Genomic DNA, 15,451 nt, shown 5'->3' with positions numbered 1-15,451 from the left:
GTACACACAGAGGATCCGATGAGCATTTCCCCGCCCGGCTTGCCTAAAATATAGGTCATGACCAACGTCACCATTACCTACCTGCAATTGCTCGCCCCCGAGGAAATCAAGCCTTCCTCACGTCCCGCGCCCCAAGATGTGCGCATCGAGCTGGTGCAGGACATCTCGCCCGAGTATTCAAAGTTTCTCTACCGCAGCGTGGGCAGCGACCTGAACTGGGCCGACCGGCTGAATTCGACCCGTGAAGAATGGGACGCCGTCCTGCGCCAGGACGGTTCGGAAACCTGGGTGCTGTACCGCCGCGGCGCGCCGCAAGGCTACGTGGAGCTGGTGACCGAAGTGGTCGACGGACGCAGCGAAGTCGAGGTCTTCTATTTCGGGCTCTTCCCGCAGGCCATTGGACAGGGCTTGGGCGGCCTGCTGCTGACCGAGGTGCTGCGCCAGGCTTGGGCCGTGGATTCGCGCACCGCCGGGCTGCCTCCGGTCAGCCGTGTTTGGCTGCACACCTGCTCGCTGGACGGTCCGGCCGCGCTGCCGAACTACGAGGCCCGCGGCTTGAAGGTCTACAAGCAAGAAGCCGAGGAAACCGACGTCAAGGACGCCTCGATCGGACTGTGGCCGGAAACCAGCGTCCACGCGGGCTAGCTTCAAGGAAGCCTGTCCCCTTCCGGGCACGAAAAAAGGGCGGCAGCCCGCCGGTTTTCCGGTGGCCCGCCGCCATTTAATACGATGGGTCCTAGACGGCTGCCATGCTGCAGTCCGGGCAGGTGCGCAGCTTCTCGTCCTGGGCGCAGTCCTCGCAGAACAAGCGCAGGTTCCGGCAGGAAGGATTCGAGCAGTTCTCGAACTTGTTCGTCGGACCCTGGCAGCCCACGCATTCGCCGATGGTCACCGCATCCTCGGTGAACTCGGTGTGCATGCGCTTGTCGAAGACATACAGCGAACCTTCCCAGAGGCCTGCGTCGCCGTACTTCTCGCCGTAGCGGACGATGCCGCCCTGCATCTGGTAGACCTCTTGGAAGCCGCGCTTGACCATGAGTGCGGAGAGCACCTCGCAGCGGATGCCGCCGGTGCAGTAGGTGACCACCGGCTGGTCCTTCAGGTGGTCGTACTTGCCCGAATCCAGTTCCGCGACGAAGTCCCGGGTGGTGTCCACGTCGGGGACGATGGCGTCCTTGAACTTGCCGATCTGGGCTTCGAAGGCGTTGCGGCCGTCGAAGAAGTGCACCTTGGAACCCGACTGCTCCTTGGCCTCCACCAATTCGTGCAGCTCCTCGGGACGCAGGTGCGTTCCGCCGCCCACGACCCCGTTCTCGTCGACCTCGAGTTCGCCCGGGGCTCCGAAGGTGACGATCTCGTCGCGGACCTTCACCGAGATGCGCGGGAAGTCCGCCGCGGAGCCCTCGGACCACTTGATGTCCATCTTCTTGAAGGCAGGCAATTCGCGGGTCGCTTTCACGTACTTCTTGACGGCTGAAAGTTCGCCGCCGACGGTTCCGTTAATCCCGTCCTTGGAGATGATGATGCGTCCGCGCAGTCCCCAGCGTTCCAGCAGCGAGCGCTGCCACAGGCGGACAGCCTCCGGATCGGGGAGCGGAGTAAATGCGTAATACAAGACAATGCGTTCAATGGCCACACCCCAAGTTTAGTGGTTGAACGGCATGAAACGCCGGGTGAACGAGCAAAATCACATTCTCCGGCGCGCTATTCCGGGGGCCGGGAGGATTCTTTCGTTTCAACTAGGCAACGATTGGCGCAATGTCAGCTAATTCCTAGGAAAGACAAGGTAGGGTCAAGACATGGCATCAAACGCAAGCGATGAACTGATTGGCACCTGGGTCGCCGGCTGGGCGGGAGCCCGCGGTTACGAGACCCGTAATGAGGGACGCGTCCATGCAGCGTTGCGTCACGACACCACCGAAGACTGGGAATACGTGATCTACGGCCCTTCGAAGGAAGAGCTCGCCGCTGTCGCCGAAACCCTGAAGAAGCACCCGAACCGCCGTTTGACCGCATTCGACGATTCCGTCGAGCAGCTGCTGGCCACCGCGTCCGAGGTTGGCCTGCAGGTCGCCGCCGACGATGAAGTATTGATGGTCACGGAGCTGGCAGTGCACGACGTCGAGGTCCCGCTGCCTGCCGAAGGCTTCATATTCCAGATCGAGCGCGACGGCACCCATGCATACGTCTCCCTGCACCCCGAGGACAACCAGGAAATCGTCGCCGCGTCCGGCCACGTTTCCGCAGTCGAAGGCTACGCCATTTTCGACCGCATCATCACCGGACCGGACTTCCGACGCAAGGGTCTTGGCACCCTGGTGATGCGTGCACTGGCCTCGCTGGCCCAGGAGCACGACGTGGACGAGGGCCTGCTGATCGCTTCGGTGGACGGCCAGAAGCTCTACGCCTCCCTGGGATGGACTTCCCTGGGCAAGGTCGTCAACTTCAAAGCCTAAAGTACAATTCTTTGCTCTCGCCGTTGCAGCCGTTCCCGGCTGCGACGGCGCTAGTCTTTTAACACCGCGGACTCCACCGCGGCGCATCCCACCGTTCCGGCGTCGAAAGGCTGTGTTTCGTGAAGTCTGTGCGCGCCCTGCTTGATCCCTACGATCGGAGCAACGATCCGGAAGCCGTGATGCACCGGCGCAGCGTCCCGGCCAAGGACCAGATCACCGCACCGTGGCCCGGCTGGCTGGCCGAGGAAGTTAAAGCGACGTTCCAAGGACTGGGCATCAATGAACCATGGCTGCACCAGGTGCAGGCCGCGGACCTGATCCATGCAGGGAAGCACACGATCATCTCCACCGGAACCGCTTCGGGCAAATCCCTGGCCTACCTCATGCCGTCCATCGATGCGCTTTTCCGCACCAAGGACACTGCCGCCAACGACGCCAGCGCACAGGCCTCCGTGCTGTATATCTGCCCTACCAAGGCCCTGGCCGCCGACCAGCTCTCGTCTGTTGAAGCGCTCAAGGTCCCCGGAGTCCGAGCGGCAGCCTATGACGGCGACACCGACCAGGGCACGCGCGCCTGGGTGCGGCAGCACGGGAACTTCGTTTTCACCAACCCCGACATGCTGCACCGCGGCATCCTGCCGAACCATCCGGCCTGGTCCCGTTTCTTCAAGCGGCTGAAGTACGTGGTCATCGACGAGGCCCACTCCTACCGCGGGGTCTTCGGGGCCCATGTGGCGAACCTGATGCGGCGGCTGCGCCGGATCTGCGCGCACTACGGCAATCATCCGGTGTTCATCGGTGCCTCGGCCACCAGCTCCGATCCCGAGGAATCCTTCGGCCGGCTCATCGGAGCCGAGGTGTCGGCGGTGACGCGCGATTTCTCGGCCTCCGGCGAACTGGTGATCGGGCTGTGGGAACCGCCCCTGTCCGAGCGCACCGGGGAAAACGGCGCCCCGCTGCGCCGCACCGCCATCGCCGAGAGCGCGTCGATTCTCACCGACCTGATGGCGGACCACGTGCGAACCATCGTCTTCATCAAATCCCGGCGAGGGGCTGAGACCATCGCCACCCTCACGCGCAAGCATTTGGAGAATTTCGCGCCCGAGCTGTCCGTCAGGCTGGCCGCCTACCGGTCGGGCTATCTGCCAAGAGAGCGGCGCGAGGTTGAACGCAAGCTGCGTTCCGGCGAGCTGCTCGGCGTCACCTCCACCTCAGCGCTGGAATTGGGAATCGATATCTCGGGGCTGGATGCCGTGGTGGTCGCCGGCTGGCCCGGAACCCGCGCATCCTTCTTCCAGCAGATCGGCAGGGCGGGGCGCTCCGGCCAGGACGCCTTGGCGCTGTTCGTGGCCGCCGAGGACCCGCTGGACACCTACCTGGTCAGCCACCCGGAGGCGATCTTCGACCTCGGCGTGGAAGCTACCGTCTTCGACCCGCAGAACAAGTATGTCCTCAGCGGGCATCTGTGCGCGGCAGCCCAGGAGAATCCGCTGCGGCCCGAGGAGCTGGAGATCTTCGGCCCGCACACCGAGGCGCTGCTTGAGTCCCTGGTGCAGCGCGGGTATCTGCGGCGGCGGCCTGCCGGATGGTTCTGGACCCATCCCCAGCATGCGGCCGGGATGTTCTCCATCCGGGCCGATGGGGGCGGGCCGGTGGACATCATCGATGCCGAGACCGGCGCGCTGCTGGGGACCATGGACTCGCCGCAGAGCCACTACCAGGCCCACCCGGGCGCCATCTACGTGCACCAGGGCGCCAGCTACCACGTGGAAGAACTGGACGAGCAGAACCACGTGGTGATCGTGACACGGGTGAACCCCGACTACTACACCACCGCCCGCGACCTGACCACGGTGGCCATCGAGGCCCAGGAGCGCACCAGCACGCACCGCGAGCTGGAGATCTACTTCGGCGATGTCATCGTGACCACCCAGGTGGTCTCGTACCAGCGCAAGTCCATCGCCTCCAACGAGGTACTCTCCGAGGAGCCGCTGGACCTCGAAGCGCGGGACCTGCACACCAAGTCCGTCTGGTTCACCTTGACCGAGCAGCGGCTGCTGCGCGCGGGGCTGACCGTGGACCAGTTCCCCGGCGCGCTGCACGCGGCCGAGCATGCGATGATCGGGTTGCTGCCGCTGGTGGCCACCAGCGACCGCTGGGATATCGGCGGGGTGTCCACCGCGCTGCACATGGACACCGGCCATCCAACGATTTTCGTGTATGATGCGCAGCCGGGAGGGGCCGGATTCGCCGAGCGCGGCTTCGAGAAGTTCTCCACCTGGGTGCGGGCCACCCGGGATGCCATCGAAGCGTGCGAGTGCCGAAGCGGCTGCCCCAGCTGCGTGCAGTCACCCAAATGCGGCAATCGGAACAATCCGCTGGACAAGGCCGGGGCGGTGCTGCTGCTCAGCGCCGTGCTGGAGGATGTCCAGCCGCGGCACCATTTCTAACTGGTTCAGCTAGTGCTGGGTCAGCGGCGGAGCGCCCGCCCGGGCTTGGGCGGAGGCCGCCGGGAACTCGATTCCCAGCGCGGAAAACGTGATCGCCACCGAGACCTGCACGCGGACTGTGGTTCCGTCCGCCTCGATGACGCAGGATTCCAGCCGTGCCTCGTTGGCCGAGGCCAGCAGCCCGGCGGCGGGGCACGGATCCCCCGCGCGCAGTCCCCGGGCCGTATCAGCCGCAGCCAAGGCGGCGAGGTCCGCCGCTGAGGCGGCCTGCATCGCCGCTCGGGTCACCGCGGACCAGGCGAGAATGCCCGCGGCGAGCAGCAGTGCGGCGATCACCAGTGCCGTGGCCGCGACGGTGCTGCTCCCCCGTTGCGAGCTGAATTCAGCGCAACTCATTTTTCGTTCGCCACGCGTGCGGTGCCTCGGACCTCGACCGCTCCCACCACCGGCAGGTCTACCGATTTGGCCACCGTGACCGTGGCGTATCCTCCCCCGTTGCCGACCGTGTAGCGGGCCGAGGTCCCGGCCAACTGAATGCCCCGCGCCCGGGCCGCGCCGGTGTCATCGCCACGGGCCAGCTCCCTGGCCATCGCCCCGGCCGCCTGCTGGACCTGGATCTGTCGCATCCCCAGGACCCCGAGGCACAGCAGCAGCGACAGCATGAGCGCGATGGCCGGCAGCAGCACGGCGAATTCCGCCGTGCTGCTGCCGCGGTCATCCATGCGGTCCATGGTTACAGGCTCAAGGCCTTGCTGATGAGGCCCATCAGCATGCCCCGCACGTCGCCGCTGGACAGGATGCTGATCAGCAGACCGGCGAAGGCTACGGCCGCGAGGGTGACCATGGCGAATTCCGCGGTGGTAGAGCCTTGTTCCTCGTCGAGCCGTTCGCGCAGCCTGTTCAGGGTGGTAGTCATGTCCGTTCCTTTCGCTCGGGTGGCATCGTTTCCTTCCCGGGTGGGGAGGCGATGGTGTTTTCAGGCTCGCACTGATTCCGCTGCCGCGGTTGGGGTTGGCTGCAAAGTGGGCATAACCCGCCGGGGTCAGCCGAAGTGCGGGAACAACGCGATGATCAGCGGCACCACGCCCAGGGCGATGAAGGCAGGAAGGGCGCAGGCTCCCAGCGGCAGCACCAGTGCGGTGGCGAACTGCGCGCCGCAGCGGGCGACGCGCTGGACCCGTTGCCGGCGTTGCAGCTGGGCGGTATTCCTCAGCAGCGCGGACGCCGGCGCTCCGGTAGCCTGGGCAAAGCCCAGGGACCGTTGCAGCGGGGCGAGCCACGCCGGGGCGGGTTCCCAGGCTTTGTCCCACTCCATGTTCATCTCCAGGCATCGGGCCACGGTCCGCAACGCCGAGCACTGCGGAATGCAGCGCCCCATCGATTCAAGCAGCGTGGTCATGGGCAGCCCGGAATCCATGAGGCTGGCCCCGAGGTCCAGGACCAGGTCAATGGGTTCACTTCCTTGCACCGAAGACTTGTCCCGGACCCGGGCGGCCGGCGGATTGACCCCCCGTTCGCGGGTCCCCGCAGGCCTGCGGGGATTCCACAGCAGGACTGCGGACACCAGGCAGAGCAACGCCACCGCAGTCATTGCAGGGCCTGCGCAGTTGTTGCCGCGAGCAGCCGTCGGCACCAGATCCTGTTCAGCGCCCACAGCCCTGCTCCCACGGCGAGGCTCAGCTGCGCGGGCCATGAGGTCAGCAAGGTGGTTCCGACGTCGATGCCGAGGATGAACCCCGCACCGAGCCCCGCCACCGGCAACCAGGTCAACAGCCGTGTGGTCGCCCTGGGACCTGCCATGGCGGCGTCGAACGACTGCCGGGCGAGCAATTCCGCTTCCAGGTCCTCGGCCAGCTGGTCCAGCACCCCGGCCAGCGGGGCGCCGGTCTGCGATGAAAGATCCAGGCACCAGGAGAGCCTTTGGACCGGCCCACCGTCCTCGTGTTCCCCGGTGTGCTCCATTGCTTCGGCCTGCTCGCCACGGAACGCGGCCTGGGCTTTCAGCCGGCGCAAGGCGGCCAGTACCGGGCTTTGTTCGGTACGTACCTGCAATAGGGCTTCGATGGCCTGCGGGAACATCAAGCCGCTGCGCATCAGCGCGGCCAGCTCGCGAATGATCTGGGCGTCCAGGGCCAGTGCCTGCTGCTGTGCGCCGGCTCGTGGGGCAGGAAATTTTCCGCTGCCCAGGATGCTGATTTGCCTTGTCCCGCCGGACAACTGCCGCCCAGGGTGCCACAGCCACCACCCGGCGAGCAGCAATAGGAGTACCGCAGTCATCACTCCCCCTGCCATGCACGGTTGGCATGCCACTGGGCGACCTCGGCAGAGGCCTGCGCACCGAGTTTCTCGTGCAGCAGTCTCAGGCTACCGGCATCCGGGCAGTTCGGTGTTCCCGTGTCGATCAGCATGCGCACGTCCAAGCGGTCGTTCGAATCGGTGGACAGGCTTCCCAACGCCACCGGCGAGCGCACCCCGGAGGGCTGCCGACGCATATGGATGATCAGGTCAAAGGCGCTGGCTGCCTGCAGCGAGGTGGCTTGCAGGCCCCACCCGGCCAGGGCGCCCAATGCGGCCAGGCGGGCCGGGACGGATTCTGGGTTATTGGCGTGCAGAGTGCCGGCTGCTCCCTGGTGGCCGGTGTTCATGGCCGCAAGGAAATCCCGGATCTCCGCCCCGCGGCACTCGCCTACGACCAGCCGGTCGGGTCTCATGCGCAGTGCCTGGGCGACCAGATCCTTGAGCTCTATCTGGCCTGCGGATTCAACGTTCGCGGTGCGTGTCTGCAGGCTCACTACGTGGCGGTGGTCGACGTTGAGCTCATGGGAGTCCTCGATGATCACCAGTCGTTGCTTGCCGCTGGCCTGTGCCAGCATGGCCTGGAGCAGGGTCGTTTTACCGCTGCCGGTGCCGCCGGTCACCAGGAAATTCAACTGGCGTCCCATCACTTCGCTCAGCACCGTGTGCCAGAATTCCGGTGCTTGGGCGAGGACGGTCTCCAGGGAGAGCAGCTGTTCGGTTTTCACGCGGATGGAAATCAGCGGTCCTTCGGTGGCAATGGGCGGGAGCACCGCGTGCACCCGGTAGTTCTTGACGCTCATGTCCATGAAAGGGCTGGAAGCGTCCAATCGCCGTCCTGCCAGGGTCGCCAGATGCACGGCCAGCGAGCGCACCTGTTCAGGTGAAGAAAAGCGGAACCCCGTGAGTTCCAGTCCGCGGGGCGAATCGGTCCACACCTGGCCTTGGCCGTCCACAAGCACATCCGTGATCCCGGGTCCCTGGGCGAAACGCTCAAGGATCGACAGACCGGCGACTTCGTCCTGCAAGGCCTTCAGCGATTCGGTCGCGCCGCGCGAGCCGAGGGCGGCTCCCGACTCGTGGACGGCGCTCGCCAGGGAGATGGCGTCGAGTTCTCCTCCGCTGGCCAGGGCGCGGTCCCGGACCGATTGCAGGATGCGCGAATCCAGTTCGTGAGTGCTGGCGAATTTCTGCGCTGATGGCGAATGGCGCCCGGGGCTCATGGTGCGCCCCGCGATCCCGCGTCCTCTGCCACCGGGAGCAGGCGCAGGTCCGCCAGCTGCTGCCTGAGCCTTCGGGATCTCAGGGCATCGAGCAGGTCGCCGCGGTCAACGGCCCGTTCTATCGAGGTCGTATGGGACAGCTTGCCCAGCAGGGAGCGGCTCTCCATTGCCGCCGTCGGCATTCTGTGATCCGCGCGCAGCACGTAGTCCCCGCGCGGCGGAATGCTCGAGGCATCGCACACCGTGATCTGCCGGTCGGTGAAATGGCCTATCGCCTCCGACCCCGGATGCGGTGTCCGCCCGGTATCCAGTACCAGCAGGTCGAATCCCTGCCGCGCAGCCGTCAACAGCCTGGCTGTCAATGCTCCGTCCACCGCTGCACGAGGTGGAGTTCCGGACCAGGTGAGCACCGCAGTCCCCCGCACCGTCGGAAGCGTCTCGACCAACTGATGCGAGGCCAGCGCCCCGCCCGAGCCCGCCAATTCGTCCCATCCGATGCCGGTGGGTGGCCTGGCGCAGATCCGCGGCCACAACCCGCAGGAGTGGGGATCCAGGTCCACCACGAGGCTGTGCAGACCGCTCAGCGTTCCGGCGTGGGCGAGCAATACCGCAAGGGTGCTGGTGCCCACCCCTCCGGCCCGTGAGCCCAAGGCCACGGTATGCCCATGACCCGATCGCATGCACCACAGCCCCAGGTACTCGCCCAGCCATTGGCTCGCGCCGGGAAGGATCGCAACCCTCGACAGGGGCAGCCGGCTGGCCGCTTCCCACAAGGTCTGCGCTTGCTCGTCGTGCCCCACCAGCACATCGCACCGGGCGGAGCCGGCCAAGGCCTCGCCTAGCGCATCCGCGCCCCACAGCACCGGCCCCTCGGCGTCATGGATCATCGGCGAGGAGCTGGAACACCGGGAAATCCGGACCGCGGCGCCCAGGGAAATCAGCGCGCACTGCGCCACCAGGTTTTCGTCGTCGCTCACCAGCACGCAGGCAGGTCCCCCGGGGTCGTCCCGCTGGACTTCCTGCCTCTGGGCGCGGTGCGGCGGCTCCCAGCGCGCAGTCTCCGGGAACTGCGGAACGAACCGAGAATCTGCTCCGGACCCCGGGTCGTGCGGGCGAAAGGGTAACCAGTTCATGGGTCGAGGTTGCCACCGCGCGGTTCCATGCGGTTCCCGGCGCCCGCGAACTGGGGATATCGCCCCTGGCCACGGCACAATGGAAGCATGCCCCGTGGACAATCCGGCGTACTCGCCTTCCTCGCAGCGGATCCCGAAGGATTCGCCCTGCTGCAGCTGCGCGACGCCGCCAGCGGCGAACCGCTCACCCCTGCCCGGACCGTCGCGCGGGAAGAGCTCTGCCAGGTCGTCGCGCAGATCGAGCAGTCGCAGTCCCCTCGCTGGGTGATGCTGCGCACCTCCCCGTGGCTGGAGCTGCTGGCTTCCGCCGATATCCACCTAGCCAAGGCGCATGTGCTCTCGCTGGCCCAGCGCATACTCCACCGCAGCCCGCTGGCCGCAGTGCGGCTTCCGGATATTGACCTGGAAAACCCGCCGTCGTCTCGCGACCTGGGAGACCAAGGAGCCCTGTTCTCCACCCCCGTCAGCGGAGAGTCCCTGCACGAACTCGTGAACATGTTCGCCGCCCAGCTGCAGGCGCTGCCCTCCGACCCCTCGGCCTTCAAGCGGCTGCAGCTGCTGATCCATGCAGAATCCGTGGGCGCACTGATCGCCGCGGAGATGGAGAACGCGGGGCTTTCCTGGGACGAGCACGGGCACCGGCAGCTGCTGCGCCATATGCTCGGCGAGCGCGTCCCTGAATCCGTGCGCCCGCCGAAGCTCGCCGCCCTGGCCCGGCAGCTGGGCCAGACGCTGCAGTCCCCGGGGCTGAACCCCGACTCCCCTCAGGAGCTGCTGCGCGCCCTGCACCGGGCGGGATTCGCGGTGCAGTCGGTCAGGGCCTGGGAGCTGGAGCAGATCAAGCACCCTGCCATCACCCAGGTGCTTGAATACAAGAAGCTGTCGCGGCTTGCCAGCACACACGGGGACGCCTGGCTGGACGCGTGGGTCACCCATGGGCGCTTCCACCCCCACTATGTCCTGGGCACCGTCGCTTCCGGGCGCTGGGCAGCCTCCGGCGGCGGGGCGCTGCAGCTGCCGCGTTCCATCCGCCAGGTGGTGCGGACCCCTGACGGCAGGACCTTCGTGGTGGCTGACGGGCGCCAGCTAGAACCACGGATCCTCGCCGCCATGTCCCGCGACCGCAACCTCCAGCAGGCGGGCCTGCAGGACGACCTCTACCAGTGGCTCATCGATGCAGGCCTGGTCAAGGACCGCAACGAAGCCAAGCTGGGCATGCTGTCGGTCATCTACGGCGGCACCTCCGGGGGCGCGCAGGCAGTGGGCGCGGCATTGAAGAAGAATTTCCCCGCGGCCATGGACTTCGTTGATACGGCAGCCCGCGCCGGCGAGCGCGGCGACGGGGTGAGCAGCTTCCTGGGCCGCGGATGCCCGCCCGCGGACGAACGCTGGATTCAGGCGCAGCGCGGCACCCGCGACGAGGCCTCCCAACGCGCCGCCGACTCGGCGGCCCGTTCCCGCGGCCGGTTCACCCGCAATTTCGTGGTGCAGTCGACCGCCGCCGAATGGGCCCTGATCTGGATGGGCCACGCCCGCCACCTGATCCACCAGGCCGGCTGGAGCCAAGAGTGCCGCCAGGTCTTCTTCGTCCACGACGAAATCGTCTTCGAGTGCCCCACCGGGCTGGCTCCGCAGCTGGCCGACATCATCAGGCATGCGGCGGCGCTCGCCGGCCGCACCCTGTTCGGGGAGCAGTCGGTGAGCTTCCCGGTCAGCGTGGCGATCACCCAGAACTACGCCGAGGCGAAATAGCAGGAGGCGCTCTGAGTACTTGGCCACAATGAACACGTTGTCCATGTACACAGTAATTAGCGCAACCTTGATTCGGAAGGCAGTCGTGCGGTATCCACGCGGGCGTAGCTACCCTAAAGTACAAAGATACTTCCTGTTCGACTCAACGCTCGAAGCTTTGGAATAGACCGACTGCGACTCCGCTGTTCTCGAGTGAGAGTGATTCACATAACGACAGTGAAAAGTACCGCGAATCTCACGGTTAACAACAGAATCAAAGTCCCTCCAACCGAATAGGGCGGAAGGGGGCTTTAGCTTACCCGAGGGTATGACTTCGAGAGAGTAGAAAAGCTGAAAGGCAAGGATTTTCGTGGGTATATCGCGCATACATCAATCAACGTAGTTCACGTTTTGCTGGCTCCGGAAGCTAATCAGCCTGGATTCCAACGACCATCTCCGGAATCCATACACATCGACTGAGCGTCAATCTTGATCTACTGAGCAAGCCGGCGCGTCTTCCTCCGGTATCACTCAGTGCCGCCGATTTCTGGTCGATTTCATATCTCTCAGTTACTTTACCGTTTACTGAGATGTACTCTTGCGACTATTCACCTCCCTTAGATAATCAGCATATGAACGAAAATTTGCGTCGTCAGACTGCGAGCATTCATGTGGCCTAGGAACTAGACGATGTGGACCAACTACGTCAGTCCAATGATAAACGTCAAGTCTGTCGATCACCCGTTCCGCAACTGAACGACGCAGTATTGTTTTGAGCGATTCCGAGCTCCTAGACATGGTGCCCAAGATTTTTGCACCTTCAGCATAATTACCGATAGAAAGACCCAATTCATCGATTTTTTTGGCCAACGCAGAGACCGATAAATCCTGAGATGCCGCACTGCGATTCCAGAAATCAACGATAATATCGATTGATGCATCCAAGTCCTCCCGAAGCAGACCACTTCCAGGATCTCGAAAATCATCATCTTTCGCCATGAATTCTACATTTTCTTCATAACTAGATTTTTTACTTGGCTTTTGTTTATCATTTTTTGAAGAAGTAAGGCGCTGGATTTCCTTTTTTGTTATATGAGTATTCTTTGGAAGATGAAATTTACTAGGATATTTCGTGAAAAGTTCCAGACACCCCACAAGTAACCTGACAGCTCCAATCTGAGGTTCGGACGCTTCTTGATTCGCTTTTTCGTTGAATTCTGACCAGTCATCATCGATGTCGTCGTTGAAACAATCTTCGTAACGCTTACTGAGAAATTCGGCAGTTTCGCTCGAGGTGCCGATACGAAGGTCTTCAGCGAGTTGCTGAAAAAAAACTGCGTCTTGAAGCATATATTCGATGAGCGCAAAGTACTGTCTGATCTCGTTCCACGATCCTGGCACAGGAATCGAAGCCCCCGGTCCGGAAATATAATCGAGAAGTGACCAAGGAGACTGGACGTTGAGCCCATGGCCCGGGGCCCTATCAGCGATCTTCCGAGCTCGAAGTTTCATGGAAACCCACGGCGCCAAGGCGTGGGCAAACATTCGAAGTCGAATATCCGTAGACGCAGCCTCAAGTGATATTTCCGTGGGAATACTCTTAAGCTCCAAACCGTGCCGCATTCCCAGCGAGTTAATATGGTAGAATGAACCAGCGTCTTCAACTAATGTTTGCCCGCTTGTAGTATCAACTGCTACCACAAAAACAGGAAGCGTTGCGCTTAACCAATAGGATATGTGTTTCCCGGTTTTCACAGACCGTTTAGCATTGTCACCAAACGCATCTTTTGTTCCCTTAGACTGGAACCCTGCAATAAACGCCGTCGCTCTACCGTCTTTCTCCGGATTCTCGTCCCTGAGTGTTGCGAAAGCAACTATATCAATGCCAGAATCCAGGTCCTGCGGCCATTCAAACGAGTAAATCCCGAAATCCAGAAGCTGCCCTTTGAGATAGTGAACGGCCTTCTGCGCAGTAAACGCGTTACCCGGTGTTTTGGGGTGATGAATCGGTGTCATCTTCATATCCTACATAGAAACTCAAAATCATGTGTTTATCAGACGTATTTCTTACTTCCATTCCAGCGATGTTATATCAAACCTCTGGACGCTATTGACACTAAATCTCACTACTTGGCAGAAAAATGATCACAAGAAATTGTACACAGCGACGAGATCGCTCAGCCAGATGCCCCTCAGCTGGCAACTGTCAATGATCTCGCCGTGGTCAATCACGATCGGCATCCGCGCTTCTAAATATTCTCTTATTTTTCTAAGAATGGCGCATGGAGATCCGCAGATTTCCGCTCCCAAAGAATCATTGAATAATACAAAACGACACCCATAACTGGATATAATTCCACCTACCTGACTTAAATGTAAGACGGATTCATCGTTCGAGGTATAGGCACGGAGACATCCCAAATTCTCGGATCCGAAAGAATGAACTTTTTGCTCGATGATTATCCGGCAACTCGAAAGTCTTCTAGCACCGAGCCAAAATTCACTTCAGGCGGTGTCAGAATACAACTATTGCTCAGCTTTATAACTGTGCATTGCGATGCTATGTGGCAGTATGCCGTCCGTGGATTGAAGCCACGTTGGACAATGATGAAAGAAACAACCCCTAGAGCATGCGGATTTCGCGCTTGGGCGACCACGGCCTGGTCCAGCCCAGCTCGTTGAACAGCTTGTCCGCCACCATCGCGGTGAAGCCCCAGATCACCCGGCCCTCATATTCGAAGGCGGGAGCACTGAACTTGCGCCCTCCGCGCTGCACCACGCCCAGCACCCGGTTGCGCGGGTCCAGCAGGTGGGCGACGGGTGCGCGGAAGACTCCCGCGCTCTCGCCGGGATCGACGGGGAACACCGCGGATTCGGTGTGCCACCATCCAAGCACCGGGGTGACGATGAAGTTGGAGACCGGCAGCTCGGTCGCTGCCAGCTGACCCAGCACCTCGATGCCCGAGGTCTGCACGCCGGTTTCCTCCCAGGCTTCGCGCAGCGCGGCGTCGGTTTCCGAGGCGTCCTCGGGATCGATCCCGCCGCCGGGGAATGAAATCTGCCCGGCATGGGAGCGCAGAGTCTCGGCGCGCTCGACGAACAGGAGGTCCAGGTCGGCGGGATCAGCGTTCTGGGTCAGTCCCCGGCCGTCGGCCGAGCCGAAGAGCATCAGGATCGCGGCGCGGCGCACGCTGTTGGCGTCAAGCTGCTTGAATGCCCAGGAATCCGGGAGTTTTTGCGTCGCACCCACCGTGTGCGAATGCTCGGCGACAACCTGCTTCAAGTCCTTCAGTGCGCTCATGCGTCCAATCCAAATCCCTCGGCCCGCAGTTCACGGCGGGTGGCTCCGGCGAGCATCTTGTCCAGCAGCTCTTCACGCCCCGGAGCGAGTTCGTACTTAAGCAACGCTTTTGCCTTGGCCGGTATTTCCTCGCCGATGCCGTAGGAAGGGCACAGCTTGGCCAGCACGCAGGCCCCGCACGCGGGTTTGCGGGAGTGGCAGACCCGGCGGCCGTGGAACATCACACGGTGGCTGAGCATGGTCCAGTCGCGCTTCTCGAACAGCTTGCCGACGGCGTGCTCGACCTTCACCGGGTCGGTCTCATCGGTCCACCCGAAGCGGTTGGCCAGGCGTCCGAAGTGCGTGTCCACGGTAATGCCCGGAACGCCGAAGGCATTGCCCAGCACCACATTGGCGGTCTTGCGCCCCACGCCCGGCAGCTTGACCAGCTCGTCGAGCTTGGGCGGGACCTCGCCGTCGAAGCGCTCGACCAGGGCGGCTGAGAGCCCGAGCAGCGATTCGGTTTTGGCGCGGAAGAAGCCGGTGGCCCGGATCAGTTCCTCCAGTTCGCCGCGGTCGGCCTGGCTCATGGCGTGGGCGTCCGGGAAGCGGGCGAACAACGCGGGGGTGATCGCGTTGACGCGGACATCGGTAGTCTGCGCGGAGAGCACCGTCGCGACGAGCAGTTCGAAGGGATTCTCGAAATCCAGTTCCGGCACCGCATAGGGGTAGGCCTCTGCCAGCAGACGGTTCATCTTGCGTGCCCGGCGCTTGAGCCCCAGCTCCGTTTCAATTTTCACATTCACAGCCACGCTTAGATACTGCCACGGACCGCAGCGGTTTTCACTAATCCATTCCCGGTTCTGCGGCGCATTCGCGCAAC

General features: G+C 63.1%; 15 protein-coding genes. 4 read left to right on the top strand and 11 right to left on the bottom strand.

The window, feature by feature from the left end:
- Positions 1 to 57 precede the first annotated feature (57 nt).
- A complete protein-coding gene (locus ATC04_RS05195; RefSeq protein ID WP_047119829.1) occupies positions 58 to 645 on the top strand; it encodes a GNAT family N-acetyltransferase in 588 nt (195 codons plus the stop codon).
- A gap of 91 nt (positions 646 to 736) precedes the next feature.
- Here the strand turns inward: ATC04_RS05195 and ATC04_RS05190 are convergent, their stop codons facing one another.
- A complete protein-coding gene (locus tag ATC04_RS05190) occupies positions 737 to 1,636 on the bottom strand; it encodes a rhodanese-related sulfurtransferase (RefSeq protein ID WP_047119830.1) in 900 nt (299 codons plus the stop codon).
- Between the two features lie 163 nt (positions 1,637 to 1,799).
- Between ATC04_RS05190 and ATC04_RS05185 the strand changes: the two genes are divergently transcribed.
- Positions 1,800 to 2,456 (top strand): GNAT family N-acetyltransferase, encoded by a 657-nt coding sequence (locus ATC04_RS05185; RefSeq protein WP_047119831.1) that lies wholly within the window; start codon positions 1,800 to 1,802, stop codon positions 2,454 to 2,456.
- Between the two features lie 179 nt (positions 2,457 to 2,635).
- Positions 2,636 to 4,906 (top strand): DEAD/DEAH box helicase, encoded by a 2,271-nt coding sequence (locus ATC04_RS05180; RefSeq protein ID WP_152666934.1) that lies wholly within the window; start codon positions 2,636 to 2,638, stop codon positions 4,904 to 4,906.
- 9 nt (positions 4,907 to 4,915) lie between these two features.
- Here the strand turns inward: ATC04_RS05180 and ATC04_RS05175 are convergent, their stop codons facing one another.
- The 7 genes from ATC04_RS05175 to ATC04_RS05145 form a co-directional block, all read right to left on the bottom strand.
- Positions 4,916 to 5,302 carry an Rv3654c family TadE-like protein gene (locus ATC04_RS05175; RefSeq protein ID WP_047119833.1) on the bottom strand — a complete coding sequence of 129 codons (387 nt, stop codon included), beginning with the start codon at positions 5,300 to 5,302 and terminating at the stop codon, positions 4,916 to 4,918.
- Complete coding sequence (locus ATC04_RS05170; RefSeq protein ID WP_047119834.1) at positions 5,299 to 5,637, bottom strand: TadE family type IV pilus minor pilin; 339 nt, start codon at positions 5,635 to 5,637, stop codon at positions 5,299 to 5,301. Before ATC04_RS05170 ends, ATC04_RS05175 begins: the two co-directional genes overlap by 4 nt.
- 2 nt (positions 5,638 to 5,639) lie before the next feature.
- Positions 5,640 to 5,822: a DUF4244 domain-containing protein gene (locus ATC04_RS05165; RefSeq protein ID WP_047119835.1), complete on the bottom strand. Its 183-nt coding sequence runs from the start codon at positions 5,820 to 5,822 to the stop codon at positions 5,640 to 5,642.
- Positions 5,823 to 5,948: 126 nt separating this feature from the next.
- Positions 5,949 to 6,374, bottom strand: coding sequence for a type II secretion system F family protein (locus ATC04_RS05160; protein WP_231735914.1), 426 nt, complete (start codon positions 6,372 to 6,374; stop codon positions 5,949 to 5,951).
- Between the two features lie 119 nt (positions 6,375 to 6,493).
- Complete coding sequence (locus ATC04_RS05155; RefSeq protein ID WP_052772457.1) at positions 6,494 to 7,183, bottom strand: type II secretion system F family protein; 690 nt, start codon at positions 7,181 to 7,183, stop codon at positions 6,494 to 6,496.
- A complete protein-coding gene (locus tag ATC04_RS05150; protein ID WP_047119837.1) occupies positions 7,183 to 8,424 on the bottom strand; it encodes a TadA family conjugal transfer-associated ATPase in 1,242 nt (413 codons plus the stop codon). The genes ATC04_RS05155 and ATC04_RS05150 overlap by 1 nt, the downstream gene beginning before the upstream one ends.
- Entirely contained in the window at positions 8,421 to 9,557 is a 1,137-nt protein-coding gene (locus tag ATC04_RS05145; protein WP_047119838.1) for a hypothetical protein, read from the bottom strand. The genes ATC04_RS05150 and ATC04_RS05145 overlap by 4 nt, the downstream gene beginning before the upstream one ends.
- 87 nt (positions 9,558 to 9,644) lie before the next feature.
- On the opposite strand from ATC04_RS05145, the gene ATC04_RS05140 reads away from it, so the two are divergent.
- A complete protein-coding gene (locus tag ATC04_RS05140) occupies positions 9,645 to 11,309 on the top strand; it encodes a bifunctional 3'-5' exonuclease/DNA polymerase (protein WP_047119839.1) in 1,665 nt (554 codons plus the stop codon).
- 561 nt (positions 11,310 to 11,870) lie between these two features.
- Here the strand turns inward: ATC04_RS05140 and ATC04_RS18710 are convergent.
- The 3 genes from ATC04_RS18710 to nth all read right to left on the bottom strand — a co-directional run bounded on the left by ATC04_RS18710 (position 11,871) and on the right by nth (position 15,368).
- A complete protein-coding gene (locus ATC04_RS18710) occupies positions 11,871 to 13,304 on the bottom strand; it encodes a DUF4365 domain-containing protein (protein WP_160309097.1) in 1,434 nt (477 codons plus the stop codon).
- 607 nt (positions 13,305 to 13,911) lie between these two features.
- The gene (locus tag ATC04_RS05135) at positions 13,912 to 14,589 is read right to left on the bottom strand and encodes a CoA pyrophosphatase (RefSeq protein WP_047119840.1); all 678 of its coding nucleotides are present in this window, start codon (positions 14,587 to 14,589) and stop codon (positions 13,912 to 13,914) included.
- On the bottom strand, positions 14,586 to 15,368 hold the full coding sequence (gene nth / locus ATC04_RS05130; protein ID WP_286158842.1) for an endonuclease III: 783 nt from the start codon (positions 15,366 to 15,368) through the stop codon (positions 14,586 to 14,588). The genes ATC04_RS05135 and nth overlap by 4 nt, the downstream gene beginning before the upstream one ends.
- Positions 15,369 to 15,451 lie beyond the last annotated feature (83 nt).

Source organism: Arthrobacter sp. YC-RL1, from assembly GCF_001454985.1.
Classification (GTDB): domain Bacteria; phylum Actinomycetota; class Actinomycetes; order Actinomycetales; family Micrococcaceae; genus Glutamicibacter; species Glutamicibacter soli.
The sequence above is the reverse complement of the archived record's forward strand: the minus strand, read 5'-3'. Positions and strand labels throughout refer to the sequence as shown.

Coding starts and splice junctions, on each gene's coding strand:
- ATC04_RS05195 (WP_047119829.1), top strand. CDS start 58: ATGACCAACGTCACCATTACCTACCTGCAATTGCTCGCCCCCGAGGAA.
- ATC04_RS05185 (WP_047119831.1), top strand. CDS start 1,800: ATGGCATCAAACGCAAGCGATGAACTGATTGGCACCTGGGTCGCCGGC.
- ATC04_RS05180 (WP_152666934.1), top strand. CDS start 2,636: ATGCACCGGCGCAGCGTCCCGGCCAAGGACCAGATCACCGCACCGTGG.
- ATC04_RS05175 (WP_047119833.1), bottom strand. CDS start 5,302: ATGAGTTGCGCTGAATTCAGCTCGCAACGGGGGAGCAGCACCGTCGCG.
- ATC04_RS05170 (WP_047119834.1), bottom strand. CDS start 5,637: ATGGACCGCATGGATGACCGCGGCAGCAGCACGGCGGAATTCGCCGTG.
- ATC04_RS05165 (WP_047119835.1), bottom strand. CDS start 5,822: ATGACTACCACCCTGAACAGGCTGCGCGAACGGCTCGACGAGGAACAA.
- ATC04_RS05155 (WP_052772457.1), bottom strand. CDS start 7,183: ATGACTGCGGTACTCCTATTGCTGCTCGCCGGGTGGTGGCTGTGGCAC.
- ATC04_RS05150 (WP_047119837.1), bottom strand. CDS start 8,424: ATGAGCCCCGGGCGCCATTCGCCATCAGCGCAGAAATTCGCCAGCACT.
- ATC04_RS05145 (WP_047119838.1), bottom strand. CDS start 9,557: ATGAACTGGTTACCCTTTCGCCCGCACGACCCGGGGTCCGGAGCAGAT.
- ATC04_RS05140 (WP_047119839.1), top strand. CDS start 9,645: ATGCCCCGTGGACAATCCGGCGTACTCGCCTTCCTCGCAGCGGATCCC.
- ATC04_RS18710 (WP_160309097.1), bottom strand. CDS start 13,304: ATGACACCGATTCATCACCCCAAAACACCGGGTAACGCGTTTACTGCG.
- ATC04_RS05135 (WP_047119840.1), bottom strand. CDS start 14,589: ATGAGCGCACTGAAGGACTTGAAGCAGGTTGTCGCCGAGCATTCGCAC.